The sequence below is a fragment of the Actinomadura verrucosospora genome (assembly GCF_039540335.1).
Taxonomy (GTDB): Bacteria; Actinomycetota; Actinomycetes; order Streptosporangiales; family Streptosporangiaceae; genus Spirillospora; species Spirillospora verrucosospora.
In genome coordinates this window covers 118622-141887 of the sequence record NZ_BAABEV010000004.1, presented here as the reverse complement: position 1 = coordinate 141887, position 23266 = coordinate 118622, and the positions used below count along the sequence as shown (strand labels likewise).

General features: G+C 73.6%; 21 protein-coding genes. 15 read left to right on the top strand and 6 right to left on the bottom strand.

Going from position 1 to position 23266, the window contains the following annotated elements; all coding sequences use genetic code 11:
• Positions 1 to 8: 8 nt before the first annotated feature.
• Both ABD944_RS06425 and ABD944_RS06420 read right to left on the bottom strand, forming a co-directional pair.
• Positions 9 to 881, bottom strand: coding sequence for a hypothetical protein (locus ABD944_RS06425; RefSeq protein WP_345173319.1), 873 nt, complete (start codon positions 879 to 881; stop codon positions 9 to 11).
• Between the two features lie 125 nt (positions 882 to 1006).
• A complete protein-coding gene (locus ABD944_RS06420) occupies positions 1007 to 3409 on the bottom strand; it encodes an ATP-binding SpoIIE family protein phosphatase (RefSeq protein ID WP_345173604.1) in 2403 nt (800 codons plus the stop codon).
• 204 nt (positions 3410 to 3613) lie between these two features.
• On the opposite strand from ABD944_RS06420, the gene ABD944_RS06415 reads away from it, so the two are divergent.
• The 7 genes from ABD944_RS06415 to ABD944_RS06385 all read left to right on the top strand — a co-directional run bounded on the left by ABD944_RS06415 (position 3614) and on the right by ABD944_RS06385 (position 9965).
• A complete protein-coding gene (locus ABD944_RS06415) occupies positions 3614 to 4336 on the top strand; it encodes a TetR/AcrR family transcriptional regulator (RefSeq protein ID WP_345173318.1) in 723 nt (240 codons plus the stop codon).
• A gap of 446 nt (positions 4337 to 4782) precedes the next feature.
• Positions 4783 to 5409 (top strand): sigma-70 family RNA polymerase sigma factor, encoded by a 627-nt coding sequence (locus tag ABD944_RS06410; protein WP_345173316.1) that lies wholly within the window; start codon positions 4783 to 4785, stop codon positions 5407 to 5409.
• Positions 5410 to 5526: 117 nt separating this feature from the next.
• On the top strand, positions 5527 to 5901 hold the full coding sequence (locus ABD944_RS06405; RefSeq protein ID WP_345173315.1) for an SSI family serine proteinase inhibitor: 375 nt from the start codon (positions 5527 to 5529) through the stop codon (positions 5899 to 5901).
• A 116-nt stretch (positions 5902 to 6017) separates the two neighbouring features.
• On the top strand, positions 6018 to 6440 hold the full coding sequence (locus tag ABD944_RS06400) for a CBS domain-containing protein (protein WP_179844153.1): 423 nt from the start codon (positions 6018 to 6020) through the stop codon (positions 6438 to 6440).
• 80 nt (positions 6441 to 6520) lie between these two features.
• Positions 6521 to 7336, top strand: a complete 816-nt coding sequence (locus tag ABD944_RS06395; RefSeq protein ID WP_345173313.1) for an ANTAR domain-containing protein — start codon at positions 6521 to 6523, stop codon at positions 7334 to 7336.
• A gap of 112 nt (positions 7337 to 7448) precedes the next feature.
• On the top strand, positions 7449 to 9407 hold the full coding sequence (locus tag ABD944_RS06390; protein WP_345173312.1) for a SpoIIE family protein phosphatase: 1959 nt from the start codon (positions 7449 to 7451) through the stop codon (positions 9405 to 9407).
• Between the two features lie 51 nt (positions 9408 to 9458).
• Positions 9459 to 9965 (top strand): DUF6328 family protein, encoded by a 507-nt coding sequence (locus tag ABD944_RS06385; RefSeq protein WP_345173310.1) that lies wholly within the window; start codon positions 9459 to 9461, stop codon positions 9963 to 9965.
• 79 nt (positions 9966 to 10044) lie between these two features.
• Here ABD944_RS06385 and ABD944_RS06380 read toward each other — a convergent pair whose 3' ends face one another.
• Positions 10045 to 10491, bottom strand: coding sequence for a hypothetical protein (locus ABD944_RS06380; protein WP_345173308.1), 447 nt, complete (start codon positions 10489 to 10491; stop codon positions 10045 to 10047).
• Between the two features lie 203 nt (positions 10492 to 10694).
• A complete protein-coding gene (gene proS / locus ABD944_RS06375) occupies positions 10695 to 12143 on the bottom strand; it encodes a proline--tRNA ligase (protein WP_345173307.1) in 1449 nt (482 codons plus the stop codon).
• A gap of 58 nt (positions 12144 to 12201) precedes the next feature.
• Here proS and ABD944_RS06370 point away from each other — a divergent pair, with 58 nt between their 5' ends.
• The 8 genes from ABD944_RS06370 to ABD944_RS06335 all read left to right on the top strand — a co-directional run bounded on the left by ABD944_RS06370 (position 12202) and on the right by ABD944_RS06335 (position 21318).
• A complete protein-coding gene (locus ABD944_RS06370) occupies positions 12202 to 13896 on the top strand; it encodes a proline--tRNA ligase (protein ID WP_345173305.1) in 1695 nt (564 codons plus the stop codon).
• A gap of 355 nt (positions 13897 to 14251) precedes the next feature.
• Entirely contained in the window at positions 14252 to 15895 is a 1644-nt protein-coding gene (locus ABD944_RS06365; protein WP_345173303.1) for an ABC-F family ATP-binding cassette domain-containing protein, read from the top strand.
• 284 nt (positions 15896 to 16179) lie between these two features.
• Complete coding sequence (locus tag ABD944_RS06360; RefSeq protein ID WP_345173302.1) at positions 16180 to 17151, top strand: NAD-dependent epimerase/dehydratase family protein; 972 nt, start codon at positions 16180 to 16182, stop codon at positions 17149 to 17151.
• Positions 17148 to 18338 (top strand): glycosyltransferase family 4 protein, encoded by a 1191-nt coding sequence (locus ABD944_RS06355; protein WP_345173300.1) that lies wholly within the window; start codon positions 17148 to 17150, stop codon positions 18336 to 18338. Before ABD944_RS06360 ends, ABD944_RS06355 begins: the two co-directional genes overlap by 4 nt.
• A gap of 10 nt (positions 18339 to 18348) precedes the next feature.
• Positions 18349 to 19077 (top strand): hypothetical protein, encoded by a 729-nt coding sequence (locus ABD944_RS06350; RefSeq protein WP_345173298.1) that lies wholly within the window; start codon positions 18349 to 18351, stop codon positions 19075 to 19077.
• Entirely contained in the window at positions 19074 to 19427 is a 354-nt protein-coding gene (locus ABD944_RS06345) for a hypothetical protein (protein WP_345173296.1), read from the top strand. Before ABD944_RS06350 ends, ABD944_RS06345 begins: the two co-directional genes overlap by 4 nt.
• Positions 19427 to 20542, top strand: coding sequence for a glycosyltransferase family 4 protein (locus ABD944_RS06340; RefSeq protein ID WP_345173295.1), 1116 nt, complete (start codon positions 19427 to 19429; stop codon positions 20540 to 20542). Before ABD944_RS06345 ends, ABD944_RS06340 begins: the two co-directional genes overlap by 1 nt.
• Entirely contained in the window at positions 20539 to 21318 is a 780-nt protein-coding gene (locus ABD944_RS06335) for a hypothetical protein (protein ID WP_345173293.1), read from the top strand. The genes ABD944_RS06340 and ABD944_RS06335 overlap by 4 nt, the downstream gene beginning before the upstream one ends.
• Here the strand turns inward: ABD944_RS06335 and ABD944_RS06330 are convergent.
• Both ABD944_RS06330 and ABD944_RS06325 read right to left on the bottom strand, forming a co-directional pair.
• A complete protein-coding gene (locus ABD944_RS06330; protein WP_345173292.1) occupies positions 21315 to 22583 on the bottom strand; it encodes a serine hydrolase domain-containing protein in 1269 nt (422 codons plus the stop codon). The genes ABD944_RS06335 and ABD944_RS06330 overlap by 4 nt on opposite strands.
• A 159-nt stretch (positions 22584 to 22742) precedes the next feature.
• Complete coding sequence (locus tag ABD944_RS06325; RefSeq protein ID WP_345173291.1) at positions 22743 to 23264, bottom strand: YceI family protein; 522 nt, start codon at positions 23262 to 23264, stop codon at positions 22743 to 22745.
• Between the last annotated feature and the right edge of the window lie 2 nt (positions 23265 to 23266).

The following is a 23266-nucleotide window of genomic DNA, read 5'->3' as shown; positions in this document are numbered from 1 at the left end:
AGGCAAGCTCATCGGGCTCCGAAGAGCGTGGCGCACAGGGACCGGAGGCGGTCGGGGCCGTCCTCGGCGGGCAGCACGGTGAGGACGGGGTCCGGGGACGGGTCGTGGCACAGCCGCACGGAGACCTCGCGCCGCATCGGCTCGTCGGCCCCCTGAGCGGCGGCGATGTCCTGGAGGCCGACGGAGACGACCTCGGGGATCTCGACGACGAGGGGCTGCTCGCCGGCGGGCAGCTCGTCCAGCCAGAGGTCCAGGACGTGGTGGGCGAGACCGTTCAGCAGGCGCCCCCAGGGCTCGACGAGGCCCGGCGGGACGTGCTCGGTCTGCAGTTCGGGGAGGCCGAACCTGGCGAGCCCCCTGGTGGTGATGTAGGAGCCGTCACGGCCGATGGTGTGCGGGAGGAGCATCCAGTCGGTGAGCCGGACGGCGCCGCCGGGCCCCGGGAGGGAGCGGAAGAGCCGGTCGTGCGCGAGGACCTGCGGGGTGAACACGTCGACCACCGGGGCGGACGCGGCCGCGCCGACGGCGCCCGCGACGGCGCGTGCCGCCCATTCGTGGGCGGGCGGCCGCCCCGGCCGGTACGCGGCGCGGACGGCGAGGACGTGCGGCGCGGCGGCGACCGCCTCGACGTCGGACGGGGAGGCGCCGTACGCGGCGAGCAGGTCGGCGGGCAGCGGCGGGAAGCCCTCCGCGGGGCGCTGGTCGAGGGTGAGCATGGGGCTGCCGAGCATGCCGAGGACGAGGTCGCGCAGCGGCGGCTCGGTGCGCCGCAGCAGCTGCGCGCGGGCCAGGGCCGCCGGGTCGCGGATCGGCTCGGTGAGCGCCACGGCGTAGGTGCCGTAGAGCGTCTCGGGGACGGGCAGTGTCAGCGTCTCACCCAACTCATCTCCCGGCGGCCTCGGCGAACGGCGACACTTCGATCAGAACGAAGCGGGCGCGGGAAAGTATCTGGCGCGAACGGGACAGTTACCTCACACGGCCGCGAGGCGCGCCCCCGACCCCGCCGTCAGCGCCGGGGGACGCGCTGCTCGAACCAGACGACCTTGCCTCCCTCGGTGCGGTGGGTGCCCCAGCGGGCGGCCAGGTGGCCGACGAGCTGGAGGCCGCGGCCCGACTCGTCGGTGGCGTCGGTGTGCCGCAGGTGCGGCATGTCGGCGCCGTCGTCGTGCACCTCGCAGAGCAGCGTGCGCCCCCTGATCAGGCGGAGCCCCACGGATCCGGCGCCGTGCACGAGGGCGTTGGTGACGAGCTCGCTGACGAGCAGCCGCGCGGTCTCGGCGAGCTCGTGCAGGCCCCAGCCGGCGAGCCGGTCCCCGACCTGCGCTCGGATCCACGGGACGCTGCCGGGCGCGGCTTCGAGCTGCCAGGTGACGACGTCGTCGAGGGGGATGCCGTCGAACCCGACCGCGACGATGGCGATGTCGTCGGCGGGGGTGGGCCCGGCGAGCCGGTCGAGCAGGTCGTCGCAGGTGCCGTCGAGGTCGGCGGACGCCTCGGCGAGGCGGGCGCGCAGCTCCTCCAGGCCGGTGTCGAGGTCGCGGTCGCGGCGCTCCAGGAGGCCGTCGGTGCACAGCACGAGCCGGGACCCGTCCTCGACCTTGAACTCCACCGTCTCGAACGGCTCGCCGCCGACCCCGATGGGCACGCCCGGCGGGACGGGCAGCACACGGCTCTCCCCGTCCGGCGTGACGAGGACGGGCGGGACGTGCCCGGCGCTGGCGACCGTGCAGCGCCGCTCGACGGGGTCGTAGACGGCGAGCAGGCAGGTGGCGAGGTAGTCCTCGCCGAGCCGGCGGGCGAGGCCGTCGAGCTGGCGCAGCAGCCGGTCGGGCCGCATGTCCTCGGCGGCCAGGGTGCGGACGGCGGTGCGCAGCTGGCCCATGATCGCGGCGGAGGTGAGGCCGTGCCCCATGACGTCGCCGACGACGATGCCGAGCCGGCAGCCGGGCAGCGGGATGGCGTCGAACCAGTCGCCGCCGACCTGGGCGGCCTGCTCGGCGGGCCGGTAGCGGTAGCGGACGCGGGCCCCGGCGACGTCAGGCGGGTCGTCGGGGAGCATGCTGCGCTGCAACTCCTCGGCGACCTGGACCTCGCGCCGGTACAGCCGCCCGTTGTCGACGCAGAGCGCGGCGCGCCGGGCCAGCTCGTCGACCATGGCGAAGTCGAGCTCGTCGAACCCGTGCCGGTCGGGCTTGCGCAGCAGCATGAACGTGCCGAGCACCCGCCCCCGCGCGATCAGCGGGGCGACCAGCAGTGCCCGGCCGGTGAACAGGGGGCGCAGGTCGCGGTCCCCGAACGCGGCGGCGAGCCGGACGGCCCTGCCGTCGTCGACGCGGGCGATGTGCACGGGCCGCCCGGTCCGCATGGCCTGGACGAACGGGGTGCAGGACGGCACGGACAGCGGCTCGTCCTCGGGGACGGCCTCGTCCCAGCGTCCGGGCTCGTCGTTGTGGACGACGGCGACCCGGCGCATCGGCGTGGTCTCGTCGACCTCGCCGGCGGGCGGCGCGGAGTCGGCGACGACGCTTTCGAGCAGGTCGACGGCGGCGAGGTCGGCGAGCCGCGGCACGAGGACCTCGGCGAGGGTCCGGGCGGCCTGCAGGTGGTCGAGCGAGCTGCCGATCTGCTCGCCGGCCGCGCCGAGGTAGGCGAGCGGCTCCAGCGCGTGGGAGAGGTCGCGGCGGGCGCGCGGCGGCCGGGGCGGCGGGACGCGCGGCCCCGGCCGGGGCAGGGGGACGGTCGGCGCGGGGGGCGGGGCGGCGTCGGTCTGCGGGACGATGGGCAGCCGGATGGTCAGGCCCAGCGACACCGCCGGGCAGCCGAGGGCGAGGACCTGCGAGGCGATCGTTCCGAAGCCCGGGGGGCCGAGAGCGGGCAGCAGTTCGGCGAGGCGGTCGGCGAACGGGCCCGCGAACGGGTCGGGCCCGTCCGGGGAGGGGCCGGCGAGCGTGGGCTCGACCCGCAGCAGCCGGACGGCGGCCGAGCGGAGGGCGGCGCCGCCGGCGGGGCCGGGCTCGCCGGGCGGGGCGAGCAGGAGGTCGCCGACGGTGATGCCGATCCCGTCGCGGCGGAGCCTGCGCAGGTCGGCGGCCAGCGCCAGGACCCGGACGCCGTGGTCGCCCGGGGCCCCGTCGATGGGGTAGACCCACCAGCCGATCTCGACGGGCTCCCCGTTGTCGGCCCGCCGCAGGGTGCAGGCGCCGCACCAGACGTGCCCGAAGGCCTCCGGCTCGAAGGCGCCGCGGTGCTCCCGCGGGAGCCGGAGGAGGTCGCCGGGCGGGCGGCCCATGGCCTGGCCGCGCGCGGCGCCGAACAGGTCGGCGGCGGTATCGTCCCAGTGGCTGATGCGGCCGCGGTCGTTCACCGTGACGGCCGTCATCCTCGTGACGCCCAGCAGATCCGCGATCACCAAGCGGTCCCCCTCCCCCGAGTGGAACGACGCGCGAAAGCCGTTGCGGCAACTCACGGTGAAAGTGAAGCTACATGCTGTGAGGGCGGTTCGCTCGGGATCCGCCGAATCCCTCCGGGTGAGCACTCACTCATCACCGTCCGCCCGTGCTAACGTCCAGCGGGGAAGCGAGGTGCAGGCGGGTTGGCTACACGGACGGAGCCCATGCGGGACCGGATCCTGGCCGCGGCGGTCACGGTGATCCAGACGCGCGGGATCGTGGCCGCGACGACCAAGGAGATCGCGCGCACCGCGGGCGTGTCCGAGGGCAGCCTCTACAACCACTTCGCGAACAAGACCGCGCTGTTCGCGGCGGCCCTGGCCGAGGTGACCGGGACCGCGCGCACCGCGATGACCGGGCTCGCCGGATCGGTCGGGCAGAACACGGTGGAGGAGAACCTCACCCGCCTGGCGGCGGAGATGGTCCGCTTCTACGGCGAGCTGCTGCCGATGACCGGGCCCGTCCTGGCCGACCCAGAGCTGATCGCGTGGCTGCGGAGCGACGGCCCCGGAAAGGCGCAGCAGGAGGCCGCCGCCAGGTCGCGCGCCCGGCCGAGGAGCGACCGCACCGGCGAGGCGCCGCCTCCCGGGGCGCCCGGCGGGCCCCCGGCAGGGCCGCCGGGCGGTCCGGCGGCAGGCCCGGTGATGGGCCACGCGGCCCTCATCGGCTACCTGGAGGCCGAACGGAAGGCCGGACGGCTGGCGGACGGCGCGCCCCTGCCGTTCATCGCCGCGGCCCTGCTGGGAGGCTGCCAGCAGCACGCCTTCCTGACCCGCCTCGCGGGCGCGGAAAGCGTGGCGGCGGGCGCCGGGCTCCCGGCCGCGCCGGCGGAGTTCGCGGCCCAGCTGGTCCGGGCCGTTCTGGCGGGCCACCTCGCCGCGCCCTGACCTGGCATAAGCCACCAGGGCACGCCCGCTCGACCGAGCCCGCCTCCGAGCCCGCCGCGCGGGCTGCCGAGGATCGAGCTCTATACCGGCGGAACAGCACCACTTTGACCAAGAAACGACTCGATGTGACGGAGGCCACGCGGATCCTGGCAACCTTTTGGCTCGTTCCATGCGTCTTACATGGCAGGAAGACCCACCGGCGGATGGAAGCGCTCGATCGGGCAAGGCCCGCGACGTCCCGACTACGGGGTCGCTCTGGCACAGCCGAAGCGCGCCGAACCCTCGGCCCACCCTCCATGCGAGGCCGAGGACATACCGAACCCGCCGGGAACGGTGGCACGTACCACTTGACGGGGGGCGATCAATCCGCCCGGCCCGCGCGTGCCCCCGACCACGCGCCAGGCAACCGTCCCCTCTCACGGGGGGCACAACCACGGGGAGCGACGATGACCGCTGTCACCACGCCCGTCCATCGCACCACCAAGGGCGACAACGGCCGCAACGCCGACCGCACCGCGACGTCCGACGACGCGCGCCGCTACGAGCGCGACGTCCTGCCCCTCGCGGACCCGCTCTACCTCAGCGCCGTGCGCATGACCCGCAACAGCGCCGACGCCGAGGACCTCGTCCAGGAGACGCTGGCCAAGGCCTACGTGAACTTCCACCAGTTCCAGGAAGGCACGAACCTCAAGGCGTGGCTGCACCGCATCCTCACCAACAACTTCATCAACACCTACCGCAAGAAGCAGCGCGAGCCCCAGCGCGCCGGCTCCGAGGAGCTGGAGGAGTGGCAGATCGCGCAGGCCGAGGCGCACGCGTCCGGCTTCCGCTCCGCCGAGTCCGAAGCCCTCGACCGCATCCCCGACTCCCAGGTGGTCGCCGCCCTGCGCGCCCTCCCCAAGGACTTCCGGGACGCCGTCTACCTCGCCGACGTCGAGGGCTACCCCTACAAGGAGATCGCCGACATGATGGGCACCCCCATCGGCACCGTCATGTCCCGGCTCCACCGCGGACGCAAGCAGCTCCGCGACTCCCTCGCCGATCACCGTGCCGCCCACACGCTGGCCGCCTAGTCAGTAAACGTTGACCCCGTCGCTGCATTTCAGCGGCGGGGTCGTTCATTCTCCTGCACGATCTGTTATCGGTCGGCTACTTTGGGCGATGTCCCTTCGGTGCGTTGGGAGTCGCTCATGCCGAACCTTTTCAGTGCGGTCGTCGTGGGGGCGGTGGTCGCCCTCGTGCCCGTCGCGCCCTCCCGGGCGGAGACGTCGTTGCGGCTGTCCGTCACGCATCCGGGCGGCAGTACGTCCGGGAGCAGGACGGTCATGCTGCGTTGCGGTCCGCCGGGGGGCGAGCACCCCGAGGCGGCACGGGCCTGCCTGGAGCTGGAGGGGGCGGACGGGCGGTTCGAGCACCGGCCGGACGGGCGGATGTGCACCGCCGTCCACGCGCCCGTGGTCGCCCGCGCCGAAGGGCGGTGGAAGGGCAGAGCCGTTCGTTTCCAGGCCGAATACGGGAACGACTGCGCCATGCTGTCGCGCACCGGAACGGTGTTCGCCTTCTGACCCGGCGCAGGTCCGCGGCCGATTCGCAAACCGTCCGAATAGGGCCGCCGACCGTGGGTAGGGCGCGCACACACGGGCCGCGCGAGGCGTCGGCTATTCGGGAGGATGTGCGCTCTATGTCATCGAGGGTCAGCGACGTGATGACGGCGGCGCCCCAGTCTTTGCCGCTCGACGCGACGCTCTACGAGGCGGCTCGCATCATGCGGGACGAGGGCATCGGCGACGTGCTGGTCACCTACGCGGGACGCCTGTGCGGCCTGGTGACCGACCGTGACATCGTGATCCGGGCGGTGGCCGAGAGCCGCGACACCTCGCTCACCCCGCTCGGGGACGTGTGCACGGCCGAGCTGACCACCGTCCACCCCGAGGACGACACCGACACGGTGGCGCGGCTCATGAGCGAGCACGCCGTCCGGCGCCTGCCGGTCGTCGACGCCGAGCACCACCCCGTCGGGATCGTGTGCATCGGCGACCTGGCCCTGGCGAACGGCGATTCCGGCCCGCTGCCCGAGATCAGCAAGGCGCCGCCGAACAACTAGGACTCCCCATGAGGCACCAGGGCCGTCCGGCCGAGCAGGGCCCGCCTGCGCATCCCCCGGGGCAGGCTACTCTCGGGAAGGTGACGCCCACCGAAACGGTCCTGACGGACCAGCTCGCGCTGGAGATCGCCCGGCTGGGTCTGGTCGGAGAGTCGTCCGACGTGGGCACCCTGCACCGCGTGACCGAGCTCGCCGCGCGCGCCGTGCCCGGATGCGCCGGCGCCGCGAGCGTGCGCTGGGCGCTGCCGAGCGCGTACGGCGGCGTCGGCTCCACGGTCGTCATCCCCGACCGCACGAGCGGCATGCCGGACATGCCGCTGCGGGACGAGCGCGACGCCGCGGAGGAGAACCGGCCCGAACCGCTGGCCGCCGCGGCCAGCCATCCCGACCTCGCCGAGGTCACCGACCGGCAGCTGTCCCGCGGGCACGGGCCGCTGTTCGACGTGGTGGCCGACCGCCGCGCGCTGTCCTCCGACGACATCCTCGCCGAGACCCGCTGGCCCGAGGCCATGTCGGACATGCTGCGCCGCGGGGTGCGCTGCTTCACCACGTCCCCGCACCTGAACCCCCCGGTCCTCGTCACGCTCACCCTGTACGGGGTGACGCCGAAGGCGCTCGGGCCCGAGCGGCACGCGATCGCGTCCCTGCTGGTGGCGCAGGGCACCGCGGCCTTCTCGAACAGCCGCCAGTACGACGACGTGCACCGCACCGCCGTCCAGCTCCAGGCGGCCGTCGAGGCGCGTGCGGTGGTCGACCAGGCCAAGGGAATCCTCATGCACGCGCTCGGTTGCGACGCCGACGAGGCATTCGCCGAGATGCGTCGCATCTCACAGACGCGCCACGTGAAGCTCACCGCGCTGGCCCAGCGTATCGTCGGTCATCAGGGCCTGCCCTAGGTGCGGGCGGGGAGCATAGGCTGCGGGAAGCGGCCCCGTAGAACGGTGCCCGGCCCGGTACGGGCGGGAGCCGCCCTGGTCCACCGTGGTGACGCGGACGAAAGGAGACCAGATGCACGATCGGCCTGACCAGCTCGAGCCCGAGTCCCTCCTGCGGGAGATCTCGGATCTCGAAGGACGCATCGGCGAGCTGCGCCAGGCCGCCGGCGTGCCCGAGCCCGACCTGCGCGCCACGCTGGACGCGGCGCTGGTCGAGCTGGAGCTGGCGCTGACCGTGCTGCGCACGATGGGCGGCGAGCAGTCCGGCGAGCCGGGAGGGTCGGCCGCCGCGGAGAACGAGCGGCGCGTGCTGCGCACGGTCTTCCAGGACGCCCCCGTTCCGCTGTTCCTGCTCGACCGGACGACGAACGTCCGCCGCGTCAACCGGCAGGCGGCCATGCTGCTCGGCACGTCGGCGGGATACGTGTCGGGCAAGCAGTTCACGGCCTTCTGCGACATGGCGACCCGGGCGGCGGTCCGGTCGCAGCTCGCGGCGGCGATCCGGACGGGGCAGCGGCGCCGCGTCAGCGTCCGGTTCCTCGGCCGCGACCACCCGATCGACGCCGTGCTGACGGTGGCGCGGGTGTGGATCCGCGGCGAACCTGACCCGATGGTCGTGGTGGCCGCCGGGCCGACGACCACCCCCGCCGACGACGGCGGGCCCGCGGCGTCCAAGGTCCAGGCGGCGGGCACCGCGCGGGTGCGGGCCGCCGACGGCGGGCAGGGCGACGACGAGGCCGTGGCCACGATCGTGCACCGGATGGACGTCCTCGCCACCGCCAGCGAGCTGCTGCTGGACGAGCCGGTCTTCAACGAGACCGTGGCCGTCCGGCGCTGCGCCCGGCTGCTGGCCGCCGAGCTGGCCGACTGGGCGTTCATCGACCTGACCGGCCCCGGGACCGGCGGCCCGCCGGCGGGCGCGGCGCCCGTGCTGCGCCGCCAGGTCGTGATGGGCCCCGAGGACGAGCGGTCCGTCGAGGCCGCGAGGATGCTCGAAGAGGTGGACCCCGCCGAGGACACGCTCCCCCACGACGTGTTCGTCACCCGGCAGAGCGCGCTGCGCCCCCACGTGGAGAACCTCGACGTGCTCGGCATGTGCCCGGACGGGCTGCCGGTCTGCGGCAAGATCGGCGTGACGTCGGTGCTCAGCGTCCCCATCGAGGACGGCGAGCGCGCCATCGGCACGATCACGCTGGCGGCCAGCGGCGAGTACGGCCCGTTCGACCTCATGGACCTCGGGGTCGTGCAGCGGCTCGGCCGCTACCTCGCCCTGGTGATCCGGGCCGCGCGGCTCTACCGGCGCCGCGCCGAGGTGGCCGACACGCTGCAGGCCGGGCTGCTGCCGAAGACGCTCCCGTCCATCCCGGGCGTGAGCGTGGCCGCCCGGTACCTGACCTCCACGCACGGCTCGGAGGTCGGCGGCGACTTCTACGACGTGTTCCGCACCGAGAACGGGTGGGGGCTCGTCCTCGGCGACGTGTGCGGCAAGGGCGAGGACGCGGCGGCCGTGACGTCGACCGCGCGGCACTGCGTCCGGCTCGCGTCGCGGTGGAAGGCCCGTCCCGGCGACGTGCTCGCGACCGTGAACGAGGCCCTGATGGACGAGGACCGGTTCGTCACCGCCGTGATGGCGAGCCTGACGCTGGAGACCGAGCGGATCATCGTGTCGCTCGGCACCGCGGGCCACCCGCCGGCGATCGTCGTCCGCGCCGACGGGGTGATCAGGTCGGCGTCGCGCGGCGGCGTCCCGCTCGGCCTGTTCGAGGACTTCGAGGCCGGGCTCGACACGATCGACCTGTCCGTCGGCGACACGCTGATCCTGCATTCGGACGGGGTCCTGGAGGCGTGCGACATGGCGCGGCAGGAGTTCGGCCAGGAGCGGCTGCTGGAGGCGCTCGCCGGGCACGCCGGGAAGCCCCCGGAGGAGATGCTCGCCGGAGTGGAGCGGGCGCTGCTCGACTACTGCGACGGCGACCTGCGCGACGACGTGTCCATGCTCGCTCTGCGGGTGGAGCCGCCGACGCTCGGCTAGAACGTTTCAGCGGCGCGACTGACGGGCGTTTTGCCGGGGTAAACGGCATCCATGAGCGTCGACCCCTCGCGCAAGCCCCGCAACGAGACCGAGCACGAACGGCTGGACCGGCAGCTGATGGAACTTCTCCAGGGGTTCCGGGTGGCGACCACCGGCGTGCAGGTGCTGTTCGCGTTCCTGCTGACCGTTCCGTTCTCGGCGAGCTTCGACGCGAAGGTCGGCGAGACGGGCAGGGCGCTCTTCTACGTCTCGCTGTTCGGTGCGGGGCTCGCGTCCGTCTGCTTCATCGCCCCGGTCATCCAGCACCGGATCCTTTTCCGGCTCGGGCAGAAGGCGCTGCTGATCCGGCGCGCGAACCGGTTCGGGATCGCCGGGGCCTTCGCGCTGGGCGTTTCGATGACCGCCGCGACCACGCTGGTCGTCCAGGCGCTGTCGGAGAAGGCCGCCGCAACCGTCGCCACGGTCGTGGTCGCGGTGCTCCTGTGCGGGTGGGCGTGGTTCGTCCAGCCGTACCTGACGCGGCGGCGCGCGGAAGCCCGCGCGCCGAAGGACGCCTGACCCGCCGCCGGGCGGGCGAGCCCGATCAGGAGCCCCCGGAGCGTGCGGCGCACGCTCCGAGGACCCCGGGTTCCGGCCGTCAGCCGGATGACGCCCCGGTCGACGGCAGTTCCAAGTGCAGGCAGTCGATGGAGTAGAGCTTCCCGACCCTGCAGTCGGCGGGGTTCCGCCCGTCGACCAGCCTTGTGAAGGTGCGCTCGCGGCTCTTCACGACCACGTAGCGATGCGAGCGGATCACCTGCCGGTAGGACCGCCCGTTCTCGTCCTTGACGACGAACGAGCAACCCGGCTGTACACGGGGCTCGATGATGACACCGTCGTTCGGGGTCCCGGTCCCAGGGGTGCTCCAACTCCGCACCTCTGCCCCGTTCTGGCAGATTCCCCAGTCCTTCACCATGACCGGGAGTGTGGCATTGCTCACCGTGAGGGCCAGGGCCAGGCTGCCGGCGGCCAGCGCGACGGCGCACACGACCGCGAGCAGGCCGATGAGTGCGGCCTCCAGGCGGTGGCGATTGGAGAGGTGCATGACAAGCTCCTCGGATTGGTTGAGGTCTGCTCTGCGGTCAGTCGGCCGCAGCAGTACTGACCGTCATGGCATCTCTCCGCGTAGCAAGACCGAAAGCATTTCGAATTGCCACAGGCTGGGCGGAAGCCCCACAACGCCGCAGGGCGGGCCCGTCCATGACGGGCCCGCCCTGATGGGGCCGCGGAAGGCGGCCGGATGCGTCCTCAGTAGGCGCGGCCGAAGATGACGCGCTTGCCGTAGGCGGACGGGCGGCCGCACTTCACGCAGACGCCGGTCTCCTCGGGCGCGTCGGTCGGGATGACGCGCGGGGTCGCGGCGGTCTCGGCCTTGATGTCGTCCTCGCAGGCGGTGTCGCCGCAGTGGAACGCGCGGGCCCAGCCGGTGGCGACCTGCGCGGTGAACGCGTCCCAGCCGTCCACGACGGCGGTGTTGTCGTCGCGGAACTTCTCGGCCCTGGCCAGCAGGAACGACTGGAAGTCGGCGAGCATCCCCGGCAGCACCTCGGGCACCTTGTCGAGCGGGATGGGCTCCTTGCCCTGCCCCTCGACGGTCGGGAGCCGCCGGACGACGGTGGCGACGCCGTTCTCGATGTCGCGCTTGCCCAGCTCGATGCGGATCGGGACGCCGCGCATCTCCCACTCGTTGAACTTGAAGCCGGGCGACAGCTGCGGGCGGTTGTCGTCGACGTGCACCCGGATGCCCATCGACTTGATCGCCGCGCCGAGCCGGCGGGCCTCGGCGGCGGCCTGCTCGCCCTGCTCCTTGCGGCCGATCGGGACGATCACGACCTGGTAGGGCGCGAGCCGGGGCGGCATCACGAGGCCCTTGTCGTCCCCGTGCGTCATGATCACGCCGCCGATCATGCGGGTGCTCATGCCCCAGGACGTCGTGTGGGCGAGGGTGAGCCTGCCCTCCTCGTCCTGGTACTGGATCTCGAAGGCCTTGGCGAAGTTCGTGCCGAGGTAGTGGGACGTGCCGGCCTGCAGGGCCCGGCCGTCGCGCATCATCGCCTCGATCGTGTAGGTGCGGACGGCGCCGGCGAACCGCTCGCCGGGCGTCTTCTCCCCCGCCACGACCGGGATCGCCGCCAGGTCCCGCGCGACGCTCGCGTAGGCGTCGAGCGCCCACATCGTCTCGCGCATGGCGTCGCCCTCGTCGGCGTGCGCGGTGTGGCCCTCCTGCCAGAGGAACTCGGTGGTGCGCAGGAACATCCGGGGGCGCATCTCCCAGCGGACGACGTTCGCCCACTGGTTCAGCAGCAGCGGCAGGTCGCGGTGCGAGTCGATCCACTTGGCCATGTACTCGCCGATGACCGTCTCGGAGGTCGGCCGCACGATCAGCGGCTCCTCCAGGTCCTTGCCGCCGGCGTGCGTGACGACCGCCAGCTCCGGGGAGAAGCCCTCGACGTGCTCGGCCTCGCGCTTGAGGTAGGACTCCGGGATGAACATCGGGAAGCAGGCGTTGTCGTGCCCGGCCTCCTTGATGCGCCGGTCCAGGTCGGCCTGGAGCAGCTCCCACACCCGGTAACCGTACGGGCGGATGACCATCGTGCCGCGAACCGGTCCGCGGTCGACGAGCTGGGCCTGCACCACCAGCTCGTTGTACCAGGCGGAGAAATCCTCGCTCTGCGGCGTCACACCTTCTCGACTCACGGCCACAAGGGTACTGACCACAGGCCATTAGTCAGGTCACCTTCGCTACCCTCGCACGATGCGCTGGTCCCAGATGTTCGTGCCCACGCTGCGAGAGGACCCCGCCGAGGCCGACGCGCCGAGCCACCGGCTGCTGCTGCGGGCGGGGTACGTCCGGCAGCTCACGGCGGGCCACTACTCGCTGCTGCCGCTGGCCGTCCGCGTCCGAGCGAAGATCATTCAGATCGTCCGCGCGGAGATGGACGCGATCGGCGCGCAGGAGATGCTGCTGCCGGCGATGCACCCGGCCGAGCCGTGGCGGCGGTCCGGCCGCTGGGACCTGATCGGCGCGGAGCTGTTCCGGCTGCGCGACCGGCGCGGCGCCGAGCACGCCCTCGGCCTGACGCACGAGGAGATCTTCGCGACGGTCGCCCGCGAGCTGGACTCCTACCGGCGGCTGCCGCAGCAGTGGTACCAGTTCCAGACGAAGTTCCGGGACGAGCCGCGCCCCAAGGGCGGGCTGCTGCGGACCCGCGAGTTCACGATGAAGGACGCCTACAGCTTCGACGTCGACCGCGCCGGGCTGGACGCCTCGTTCGAGGCCTACCTCGGCGCCTACGCGCGGATCTTCGAGCGGCTCGGCCTGCGGGCGCTGGCGTGCGAGGCGTCCAACGGCGCCATGGGCGGCTCGGACTCCACCGAGTTCATGTGCCCGGCGCCGGTGGGCGAGGACGTCGTCGTCCGCTGCCCGGCCTGCGGGTACGCGGCGAACGTCGAGCGCGCGACGTCGGCGCTGCCCGCCGTGCAGGACGGCCCGGGGCCGGACGCGCCGGAGCGCTTCGACACGCCGGGCGTCCGCACGATCGACGACCTGCTGGCGTACGGCGCGCCCGCCGACCGGCAGATCAAGACGCTCGTGTACGTCCTGGACGGCGCGCCGACCCTCGTCCTGCTGCGCGGCGACCACCCGCTCAACGAGCAGAAGCTCGTGGACGCGACGGGCGCCGCCGAACTCCGGGCGGCCGAGCCCGCCGAGATCCGGGAGGCCCTCGGCGCGCTGCCCGGCAGCCTCGGCGCGGTCGGCGCGCCGCTCCCGGTGATCGCGGACGAGGCGCTGCGCGGCCGCCGCGACATGTTCACCGGCGCCAACGCCGACGACGTCCACCTGCGCGGCGTCGACGTCGGCCGCGACATCGAGGTCGGCGCCTGGGCGGACCTGCGCGAGGTCGCGGAGGGAGAGCCCTGCGCGCGGTGCGGCGGACCGCTGGAGGCTCTGCGGGCGATCGAGGTCGGGCACGTCTTCAAGCTGGGCGACCGCTACTCCCGCGCGCTGGGCGTCGAGGTGCTGGACGCCGGCGGCCGCTCCGTCCCGGTGGTCATGGGGAGCTACGGGATCGGGATCGAGCGGGCGATGGCCGTGATCGTCGAGACCCACCACGACGAGCGCGGGATCGTGTGGCCGGTGGCGGTCGCGCCCTTCCAGGTCGCCGTCGTGACCGCCCAGTCCGACGACGCCGACGTGGCCGCGGCGGCGGAGGAGGTCTACGCGGGCCTGGCGGCCGCGGGCGTCGAGGTGGTGATCGACGACCGCGCCGAGCGCGCCGGAGTGAAGTTCCGGGACGTGGAGCTGACCGGCATCCCCTTCCGCGTGACCGTGGGGCGGCGCGGCCTGGCCGAGGGCGCCGCCGAGGTCACCGAGCGCGCCACCGGCGACACGTCCAAGATCCCCCTCGGCTCCGTGGTCGACCACGTCCGGTCGCTGCTGGTGCAGTGAGCCGCCCAGAACGGTAGGGCCGACTTCGCATGGCGAAGCCGGCCCCAGGTCGAGTCGTCCGCGGAGAGCGGGCGATTCGGCGCGCCGGGGTCGAGGTGCCGGGGGCCGGGCGCCTGGCCGCCCACATGACGAAGCGGCCCCGGGGGAGCCGCTTCTGCTGAGGGCCATGCCCGGGTCGGGTCGGGGCTCAGCGGGTCCGGGCGCAGTACGACTGCTGCCAGTGCTGCTTCCCGGAGAGGTGACCAGGACTGTTCAGGACCGTCCGCCCTCGAAGCCCGCCGGCCACGCCTTGGTCAGCGCACGGGACGGTTAAATGGATTGACGGTCCGGGGCGGGCTTCTCGACACTCGGCCTCATGGGACACGTCGAAGTGGGCCACGTCGGCCATGTGCTGCCGGACGGCCGGATGCTGCTCGACGACGTCTCCTTCCGCGTCGGCGACGGTGTCACGGCCGCCCTGGTGGGCCCGAACGGCGCGGGCAAGACGACGCTCCTGCGCCTGATCGCGGGCGACCTGGCGCCGCAGTCCGGGACCGTCGCGCACAGCGGCGGGGTCGGCGTCATGCGCCAGTTCATCGGCAGCGTGCGGGACGGGTCGAACGTGCACGACCTCCTGCTGTCGCTGGCGCCGCCCCGGGTGCGGGAGGCGGCGGCCGCGGTGGAGGCGGCCGAGCTGGTGATGATGGAGCGCGACGACGAGCCCGCCCAGCTCCGCTACGCCACGGCCCTCGCGGGCTGGGGCGACGCGGGGGGCTACGAGGCCGAGGTGCTCTGGGACGCGTGCTGCGTCGCGGCCCTCGGCGTCTCCTACGACTCGTGCCGGTGGCGCGAGGTCCGCACGCTGTCGGGCGGCGAGCAGAAGCGGCTCGCGCTCGAAGCCCTGCTCCGCGGCCCCGACGAGGTCCTTCTCCTGGACGAGCCCGACAACTACCTGGACGTCCCGGGCAAGCGGTGGCTGGAGGAGCGGCTGCGGGAGACGCCGAAGACCGTCCTGCTCGTGTCGCACGACCGGGAGCTGCTCGACCGCTCCGCCGACCGGATCGTCACCGTCGAGGCGTCCCGGGTGTGGATCCACGGCGGCGGGTTCTCCACCTACGCCGCCGCGCGCCGCGACCGCAACGAGCGCCTGGAGGAGCTGCGGCGCCGCTGGGACGAGGAGCACGCCAAGCTCAAGGAGCTGGTCAACACCCTGCGGACCAAGGCCACGGTGAACGACGGTTTCGCGTCCCGCTACCGGGCGGCGCAGACCCGGCTGCGCAAGTTCGAGGAGGCCGGGCCGCCGGAGGTCCCGCCCCGCGACCAGAACCTGAAGATGCGCCTGCGCGGCGGCAGGACGGGCAAGCGCGCGGTGGTCTGCGAGAACCTCGAACTGACGGGCCTGATGAAGCCGTTCGACACCGAGGTCTGGTACGGCGAGCGCGTCGCCGTGCTGGGCTCGAACGGCTCCGGGAAGTCGCATTTCCTGCGGCTTCTCGCGGCCGTCGCCGAGGCGCTCCCGCGCGGCGCGACTCCGGTGAGGCCCGTCGCGCACACGGGTGTGGCGCGCCTCGGGGCGCGTGTGGTCCCGGGGCTGTTCGCGCAGACCCACGCCCGTCCCGATCTGGCCGGACGCACCCCGTGCGAGATCGTCATGACCGAGCACGCGCGGCTGCGCAACGACGCGATGAGCGCGCTCACGCGCTACGAGCTGAACGTGTGCGCCGAGCAGCCCTTCGAGACGCTCTCCGGTGGCCAGCAGGCCCGCCTGCAGATCCTGCTCCTGGAACTGGGCGGCGCCACCCTGCTCCTGCTGGACGAGCCGACCGACAACCTCGACCTGGCCAGCGCCGAAGCGCTCCAGGAGGGGCTGGAGTCGTACGAGGGCACGGTCGTCGCGGTGACGCACGACCGCTGGTTCGCCCGGGCCTTCGACCGCCACCTGGTCTTCGGGTCCGACGGCTCGGTCTACGAGTCGGCGGAGCCCGTCTGGGACGAGACCCGCGTGGCCCGTCCCCGCTGAGCGGGGCCGGGATCGGCAGACGTCCTCCGGCCGGGCCGGGCCAGAGGATGAGCGGGCTGGGGGCCGCGGGCGGTCCCCAGCCCCTGGCGCGCCTATCCCCCATGAGCGTTCTGATACGCACAGCAGCCCCATGTCCCCCTGAAGTTGCTGCCTAACTCTAAGTAACGGCAACAGGGTGGTCGGCTCCCCGCCCCCGCGTTCCCCCGGATGTCCCGGCAGGAAGTCCTATGTGAGCAGGGACGAGAGCCCTGTCCCCTTCGGGGCCTGACGGATAAAGTGCCCGGGTGCGGGTGGTGGTCACTGGTGCGGCGGGGTTCATCGGAAGCCATGTCGTCGACGCGTTCTCGAAGGCGGGGCACGAGGTGCTGGCCGTCGACGCGCCCGGGCGCTCGCTGAGTCCCGGCGTCGCCCGGCGGACATGGGCGAAGGTCGCGACCAGGCCGGGAGTCGTCGCCGCCGAGCTCGACCTGGCGGTGGACGACCTCACCGCCGTCTCGGCCGCCGACGTCGTCGTGCATCTGGCGGGACGTCCCGGCGTGCGCGACTCGTGGGGGCCGGGCAAGGCGGTCGTCGAGCGGGACAACGTGGCGGCGACGCGGCGCCTGCTCGCGGCCTGCGTGCAGCGCCCGCCCCGCTCGCGGCCGAAGGTCGTCGTCGCGTCCAGTTCGTCGGTGTACGGGTCGGCGGGTCCGCGGCCGAACCGGGAGGACGATCCGCTGAAGCCGGCCAGCCCCTACGCGGTCAGCAAGGCGAAGGCGGAGCGGCTCGCGCGGACGGCCGCCGGGAGCGGGCTGCGGACGGTGCTCCTCAGGTACTTCTCGGTCTACGGCCCCCGGCAGCGTCCCGACATGGCGTTCCACCGGTTCGTCGAGGCGGCGCTGGACGGGCGCCCGCTGCCGGTGTTCGGTGACGGGCGCAGCTCCAGGAGCTTCACGCACGTGCGGGACGTCGTCGCGGCCACGCTGGCGGCGGCGGCCGAGGACCTGCCACCCGGCGTCGCCGTCAACGTCGGGCATCGCGAGCACGTGGCGGTCCGCGACGCGATCGCGATGCTCACCGGCGCGCTGGGCGTCCCGGCGCAGATCCGGCGCGAGACGCCCGTGGCCGGGGACGCGGCGCGCACCTGGGCCGACACGTCCCGCGCCCGGGAACTGCTCGGCTGGACGGCCGCGACGGGCCTGGCCGAGGGGCTCGCCGACCAGATCGCCTGGCACCGCGGGCTGCGGACGGTGCCGGAGGGGGCGGCGGTCGGATGAAGCACGGTCCCATCGAGCACGGGCCCATGCGGCACAGGGCGGCGTACGTCGCGTTCGACCGGTTCCCGTCCAGCAAGGGGTCGGCGGTCCACATCGCGCAGATGGCCGACGAGCTCTTCACGCGGTTCGGGGGCGGGCTGCTCGCCGCGATCGGCGGCGGCGACCTGCCGCGCTACCAGCGGGAGGGGACGCGGGAGGTCGCGCGGTTCGACGCCGCGGTCCCCAACCTGATCGACCGGGCCGAGGCGTTCTCCGGCTGGGTCGCGGCCCATCTGCGGCCGCACTGGGAGACGCTGGAGGTCGTCCATGTGCGCGACCCGTGGAGCGCGCTTCCGGCGGTCGCGGACGGGCGGCGCCACACGGTCGTGTACGAGGTCAACGGGCTGCCGTCCATCGAGATGAGCCACACCTGGCCCTGGGCGGCGCCCGCCACGCTCGCCAAGATCCGCGAGCTGGAGCGGTTCTGCCTGGAGCGCAGCGACGCCGTCGTGGTGCCGTCGCGGGTGATCGGGGAGGCCGTCCGGGGCCTCGGGGTGCCGGGGGAGGGCCGGATCCACCTGGTCCCCAACGGCGCCGACGTCCGCGAGACGCCGCGGCGTCCCGAGGGCGCGCCCGAGCGGTACCTCGTCTACGTCGGCGCGCTGCAGCCGTGGCAGGGCCTGGACGTGCTGATGCGGGCGTTCGCGCGGCTCGCCGACCTGCCCGGCCTGCGGCTGGTGGTCTGCGCGTCCGTCCCGGAGCGGCGGGCCAAGCCGGTGCGGCGGCTGGCCGAGCGCATCGGCGTCGCCGAGCGGGTCGACTGGCGGTTCGCGCTGCCGCACCACGAGGTCGCCGCGTGGCTCGCGCACGCCGAGGTGTCGGTGGCGCCGCTGACCGGCTGCGCCCGCAACCTGGACCAGGGGTGCGCGCCGCTGAAGGTGATCGAGTCGATGGCGGCGGGCGTCCCGGTGGTCGCCTCGGACCTGCCCGCCGTCCGCGAGCTGATGGCGGACGGGCGGCACGGGCGGCTGGTCCCGGCGGACCGTCCCGCCGAGCTGGCCCGGGCCGTGCGGATCCTGCTGGAGTACCCGGAGGAGGCCGCCGCGATGGGGCGGAGGGGCCGTGCGCACATCGAGGAGAGCCTGACCTGGGCGCGGTCGCGCGACCGGCTGGCCGAGGTCTACCGCACGCTGACACGGGGTCGATAGGTGGTTCGTCATGTTCTGGCGTAAGCAGAAGGCCGCCATCGAGCGGTTCCATCCCCTGCACAGGGCGCTGACCCTGGAGCAGGGCTTCTCCGTCTCGCTGCGGCGGGACGACTGGGAGCCGGTGATCCAGAGCCTCGCGCAGCACGGGGCGCACGTGCGGCGGAACAGGTGGCGGCTGCACGCGCGGGTCCCGGGCGTGCTCGTGCCGCTGCTGCGGGTGCTCGCGGCCGACATGCCCCCCGACGGGGTGCTGTCGGTGTCCGCGGACATGCGCGGGTCGCGCGTCCCGGAGAAGAACGGTCCGATGCAGGACCTCCCCTCCCGGCCCCCGATCTCGGGGCTCAAGCAGTGGTACGCGATCGACCCGTGGCTCCGGATGCGGGCGGAGCTGCGCGACGGCAGCGTCGTCGAGCTCTCGGTCACCGACCGGGTGCGGAACCGCAAGTACCGCAAGAGGAACGCGCGCGGCAAGATCAAGCTCAAGAGCAAGTCGAAGACGGTGCAGCTCGTGCGGGTCACCCGGCGGCTGGCCAAGGACGCGGCCGTCCAGCGGCCCGCCTCGCCGCCGCCCCGCTGGGTCAGGGTGCAGGTGAAGCAGGGCCGGCGGCTGGTGATCCGCGCGAGCGGGAAGATCCCCGGGCCGGTGGAGGAGGGGATCCTGGTGGACCGGATCCTGCAGGTGTCGACGGAGCCGTTCCGGTGGACGCCGCCCGGCACGGCCGCGAGGAGGACCACATGAACCGCTGCACCGTGACCACCGGGTTCTTCGTGCTCGGACGCTGCGGCCGGTCCGCGGTGGCGGCGTGCCCGCAGTGCGGCCGGCCGGTGTGCGGCGAGCACGCGGGGCCGAACGCGCTGTGCCCCGAGTGCGCCGCGGCGCAGGGGTACCGGACGCAGGACCCGCACCAGCCGGGCTGGACGCACGGGTACCGGCGCGAGTACTACCGGGGCAGCTCGCAGACCTACAACGACGGCTACTGGTACTCCTCGTTCGACCAGTACGACCGCGGTGCGTTCAACCCGGGCGACGACTACTCCTACGGCGGCGACTGGGGACCGGACGACGACACCGGCTTCGTGGACAGCTGATGCCCCGCGTCCTGTGGATCACCGAGCACTACCCGCCGAGCCGGGGCGGCATGGCGCAGTCGTGCGACCGGATCGTGCGGGGCCTGCGATCCGCCGGCGCCGAGGTCGACGTCGCCCACCTGACCCGGCGGGCGCGGCCGTGGGGCGTGTCGCGCGAGCACGGCGGGCGGCTCGTCACCGCGCCGCTCGGGGACGACTCCGAGCACGCGCTGCGCCGCCTGTGGACGACGATCACCGCCGAGGACCTGACCGGGTACAGCCACGTCGTGGCGTTCGGCGGCGTCCACGCGATGCTCGCCGCGCCCGTCCTGTCCTCCCTGCTCGGCGCGCCGCTGGTGACGCTGCTGCGCGGCAACGACATCGACGTCGGCGCCTTCTCGATGCGGCGGCGCGGCGTGCTGGCGGACGCGCTGCGCGCCTCGTCGCGCGTGTGCGTCGTCGCCCGCTCGCACGCGCCGCTGGTGTCGGCGCTCGCCCCGGACGCGGCGGTCGTGTTCGTCGCCAACAGCGTCGACACCGCGCAGTGGCGGGTGCTGCCGTCCGAGCGGGAGCGGGGGCGGGCCTGGCGGGAGGAGAACGTCGCCCCCGGACGCCGGACGATCGGGCTCGTCGGCCAGCTCAAGGTCAAGAAGGGCGTCGGCTTCTTCCTGGAGGCCCTGGCGGCGTCGCGCCGCACCGGCGCCTTCCACCTGCTGCTCGTCGGCGAGGTCGAGGACTCCGTGCGGGAGTGGCTGGCGGAGCGCGACGTCCCGCACTCGTTCCTGCCGTTCCTGGAGCGCTACGACCTTCCGGCCGTCTACGCGAGCTGCGACCTCGTCGCGCTCCCCTCGTTCTACGACGGGATGCCGAACGTGGCGCTGGAGGCGGCGGCGCTCGGCGTGCCGCTGATCGCCTCGGACGCGGGCGGGCTGGCGGACGTGGCCGACGACGAGATCGGCTTCACCTTCCCGGCGGGCGACCCGCACGCGTGCCGCGCTGCGGTCGACCGGGCCGCGCGGGCGGGCGGCGAGGAGCTGGCCAAGCTCGGCGCGGCCGCCGCCGAACGGATCCGGCGCGACTTCACCCCGGCCGCCGAGACCGCGGGCTACCTGGCCGTCCTCGACGAGGCGCGTTGATCCTCTGCTACGCGGCCGGTGACGGGCTCGGGCATCTGACGCGGCTCCGGGCCGTTCTGCACACCCTCGGGCGGGAGGGACCGGTCACCGTCGTGACCGGGTCCCGCTTCGCGGCCGACGCGCGCGTCACGCACGGCTGGGACGTCGTGGCGACCGCCGACCCGGCGGCCCTCCGCCCGGACGAGGTGATCGTGGACGCGTTCCCCGCCGGGCTGCGGGGCGAGCTGACCGGATTCCCCTCCGGGACCAGGACGACGCATCTGGCCCGCCTGCTGCGCTGGGACGCCTACCGGCCCCTGCTCCCGGCGGGCCCGCTCCGCTTCGACCGGACGTTCGTCCTTGAGGAACTCGACCCGTCCCACGACGCCTACCTGCGCGCGGTGTCGGACGAGGTCGTGCCGCTGGCGCTCGCCGATCCCCCGTCGGAGCCGGTCGACGTGGACGGCTGGCTCATCGTGCACAGCGGCCCCGACGCGGAGACGCTCCAGCTCGTCGCCTACGCGCAGGACATGGCGTCGGCAGAACGGGTCCGTCCGCCGATGACGCTGGTGTCGCCCGCGAGGCCGGACGGCCTGCCCCGGTCCGTCGCCCACTTGGACGTCTATCCCGCCTGGGTGCCGGGCCCGAACGTCGACCGGATCGTCACCGCGGCGGGGTTCAACGCCGTTCGCCAGTACGCGCCTTGGCGGGAACGGCACCGGATGATGCCGTTCCCACGCAGCCTGGACGACCAGTACACGCGCGCGGCCCGCGCCAGAGGCGGGCCCCCGCGCTAGAAGTAGGTGGAGGTCAGGTTGCCGGTCGGCCAGGTCTTCACGGCGTTCGCGGCCTTGTGCAGCGCCGCGTCGATGTCGGCGTAGTTCGCCGCGGAGCCCTCCTGACGCTGGTCGAACAGGACCGCCCACGACAGCCCGTCGTACCGCCGGACCAGCAGCGTGTACGTTCCGGCCAGGCTTCCGTTGTGCCAGGTGTTGCGGCCGCCGGTCACGGGGCGCACCTGCCATCCGCAGCCGTAGTACCAGCCGTCGGCGTTGACGCCCGTCTCCGGCTTGGCGAACGCCCGGCTGATGGACGTCGAGGTCAGGATCGACCCGCCGTCGTAGATGCCCGCGAAACGGGTGAGGTCCATGGCGGTGGCCAGCCAGCCGCCGTGCGCGTCCATGTTCTCCAGGTTGAACGCGCCGTACGGGTAGGGCACCTTGGTGCCGCTGTTGTCGAACACGGTGGCGCCGGTGTAGGTCGAGTAGTACGGGGCCTCGCCGGTGACCTTGGTACGCGACTTGCCCAGGCGCATCCGCGTGATGCCGCGGGGGGCGAGCACGGTCTGCCGGACGTAGTCCTGGTACTTCTTCCCGGTGACCTTCTCGATGATCCGGCCGAGCAGCATGTAGCCGTAGTTGGAGTAGGCGTACTGCGCACCGGGCGCGTGGTCCAGAGCGCGCCCGGACGTGTACTTCATGATGTTCGCCTGCGACACCGGCAGCGCGACGCCGAGCGCCTTGGCGATCGCCGCGTCCCGGAACATCGGGTCGGGCGTGATGTCGCGGTCCCAGCCGCCGAGGTGCTGCAGCAGCCGCAGCACCGTGACGTCCTTGAGGCGCGGGTCGGCCGTCGTGGACAGCCCCAGCAGCGTCGCCACCCGGTCGGTGAGCTTCAGCTTCCCGTCCTGGACGAGCCGGAGCACCGCCGTCGCCGTCACGGGCTTGGAGATGCTGGCGATGCGGAACGGCGTGGTCGGCTGCGTCTTGAAGGCGCCGGCCTCGGCGTAGGTGTAACCGCGCGACAGGATCAGCTTGCCCTTGCGGACGACGGCGAGCTGCCCGCAGGGGATGGCCCGCGCCTGCATGAAGCTCTTGAGGGTGGCGTCGAAGCCGCCGAGGCCGGCGAGCGCCTTGCCGGTCACTCCCCACGTGCGGGCCGCGGCCGCGGCCTGGGCGTTCTTGGTCGGCCCGGATCCGCCGGACGCGCAGCCCGCGAGCAGCGCCGGCGCGGCCGCCAGGCCCGCCGCCTTGCCGAAGTCCCGCCTGCTCAGCTCTGCCACCGCGGCCCCCTGAAGATCGTCTGTCCGAAATGCGGTGATCACGAACCTTAGTGCATTCGATCTTCAGGGGTCCGGGAAACCCGGGACGGGCCGACTCCGAAACGGCCCCGGTCAGCGCCACGGGGCGGCTCTTCTCGGGCGGTGCCGCTCGGGCAGGCGCTACTCGGGCAGGCGGACCTCGAACTCGATCTCGACCTCGTCGGCGAGCCGGAGCGCGCCGAAGAACGCCGAGTAGGGCTTGATGCCCCAGCGGCTCTGCTCGACGGTGACGCCGCCGCGCACGCGGTCGCCCTCCCTGGCGGCCGCGAGCCGCACCGGTTTGACCCGTCCCATGATCGTCAGATCGCCCTCGACGGCGTCCGCGCCGATCGCGGTGGAGACGAACCGGATCCGCGGATACCGCCGGACGTCCAGGACCTTCCGCAGGTTCTTCACGATCTCCGCGCGGTCCTGGTCGGTGAGCGGCTTCACGCCGCCGGCGCCCTCGCGCACCTCCAGCCCGTCCACGTCGACGGTCACCTCGACCGACGAGGCGTCCAGGGGCTCGCGCGCCTCGACCGCCGCCGACCAGCGCGTCGCCTCGATGGTCAGGTCGTGCCCCGCGCGCCGGCCGAGCCCGCTGCGCCCCGTCCGGACGAGCAGCCGCCCGTCTTCCGGCCCGAGCTCGAACGTTCCCTCCATGC

Excerpts from the sequence above, each read along its gene's own strand:
- ABD944_RS06415 (WP_345173318.1), top strand. The coding sequence starts at position 3,614 with ATGCGGGACCGGATCCTGGCCGCGGCGGTCACGGTGATCCAGACGCGC.
- ABD944_RS06410 (WP_345173316.1), top strand. The coding sequence starts at position 4,783 with ATGACCGCTGTCACCACGCCCGTCCATCGCACCACCAAGGGCGACAAC.
- ABD944_RS06405 (WP_345173315.1), top strand. The coding sequence starts at position 5,527 with ATGCCGAACCTTTTCAGTGCGGTCGTCGTGGGGGCGGTGGTCGCCCTC.
- ABD944_RS06400 (WP_179844153.1), top strand. The coding sequence starts at position 6,018 with ATGTCATCGAGGGTCAGCGACGTGATGACGGCGGCGCCCCAGTCTTTG.
- ABD944_RS06390 (WP_345173312.1), top strand. The coding sequence starts at position 7,449 with ATGCACGATCGGCCTGACCAGCTCGAGCCCGAGTCCCTCCTGCGGGAG.
- ABD944_RS06385 (WP_345173310.1), top strand. The coding sequence starts at position 9,459 with ATGAGCGTCGACCCCTCGCGCAAGCCCCGCAACGAGACCGAGCACGAA.
- ABD944_RS06380 (WP_345173308.1), bottom strand. The coding sequence starts at position 10,491 with ATGCACCTCTCCAATCGCCACCGCCTGGAGGCCGCACTCATCGGCCTG.
- ABD944_RS06370 (WP_345173305.1), top strand. The coding sequence starts at position 12,202 with ATGCGCTGGTCCCAGATGTTCGTGCCCACGCTGCGAGAGGACCCCGCC.
- ABD944_RS06365 (WP_345173303.1), top strand. The coding sequence starts at position 14,252 with ATGGGACACGTCGAAGTGGGCCACGTCGGCCATGTGCTGCCGGACGGC.
- ABD944_RS06355 (WP_345173300.1), top strand. The coding sequence starts at position 17,148 with ATGAAGCACGGTCCCATCGAGCACGGGCCCATGCGGCACAGGGCGGCG.
- ABD944_RS06350 (WP_345173298.1), top strand. The coding sequence starts at position 18,349 with ATGTTCTGGCGTAAGCAGAAGGCCGCCATCGAGCGGTTCCATCCCCTG.
- ABD944_RS06345 (WP_345173296.1), top strand. The coding sequence starts at position 19,074 with ATGAACCGCTGCACCGTGACCACCGGGTTCTTCGTGCTCGGACGCTGC.
- ABD944_RS06340 (WP_345173295.1), top strand. The coding sequence starts at position 19,427 with ATGCCCCGCGTCCTGTGGATCACCGAGCACTACCCGCCGAGCCGGGGC.
- ABD944_RS06325 (WP_345173291.1), bottom strand. The coding sequence starts at position 23,264 with ATGGAGGGAACGTTCGAGCTCGGGCCGGAAGACGGGCGGCTGCTCGTC.